General features: G+C 67.9%; 2 protein-coding genes. Both read right to left on the bottom strand.

Annotation, left to right across the window (positions count from 1 at the left end):
* Window positions 1-93, bottom strand: a 93-nt coding sequence (locus Q1A36_RS21510) for a twin-arginine translocation signal domain-containing protein (RefSeq protein WP_366141620.1), incomplete at its 3' end; no start/stop codon positions are given.
* 71 nt (window positions 94-164) lie between these two features.
* Window positions 165-526 (bottom strand): hypothetical protein (locus tag Q1A36_RS21390; RefSeq protein WP_299848210.1); only part of this gene is annotated, 362 nt, incomplete at its 5' end.

The following is a 526-nucleotide window of genomic DNA, read 5'->3' on the forward strand; positions in this document are numbered from 1 at the left end:
TGCCTGCGCAAGGCTCGGGCGCGGCAAGGCGAGGGTCGCGGCCATGCCGCCAGTTGCAGCCAGAAAGCCGCGGCGGGTGAGTATCTGTGTCATCTGAATAATCCATCATGCCCCGATGGGGCGAACAGGTTCGGCACCATCAGGCGGTGCGGCGAAGCGGTTGCTCAGATCAATGTCGGCGGCCGATAGCCCGGGCCGACACGCAGCCCTTCATGGGTCAGCGCGGTGAAGCGCCATTTCAGCGACCGGCCCGCCTCGGTCGGGGCCCGCTCTGCAAGAGGGCCCCACGGCGCGGGCGTTCCAAGGCACAGGACCGCACAGGCGTCGGACAATGCTGCCGCTGGAGCGGTTTGGGTCTTTCCGTGCTGCTGCCCCTCGGCATGGGGCGCGTCAGTGGCGACGGCAACCGCGTGATGACCCGGAGCATGGCCCGCTTCCGCCGTCCGCCCATGCGACAGCACCCCGCCAAGGGCGATCAGCACGACCAGCAGTGAACATATCCAGCGGCGCATCTTTCGATCCGGGT

The sequence above is a fragment of the uncultured Paracoccus sp. genome (genome assembly GCF_947487305.1).
Taxonomy (GTDB): Bacteria; Pseudomonadota; Alphaproteobacteria; order Rhodobacterales; family Rhodobacteraceae; genus Paracoccus.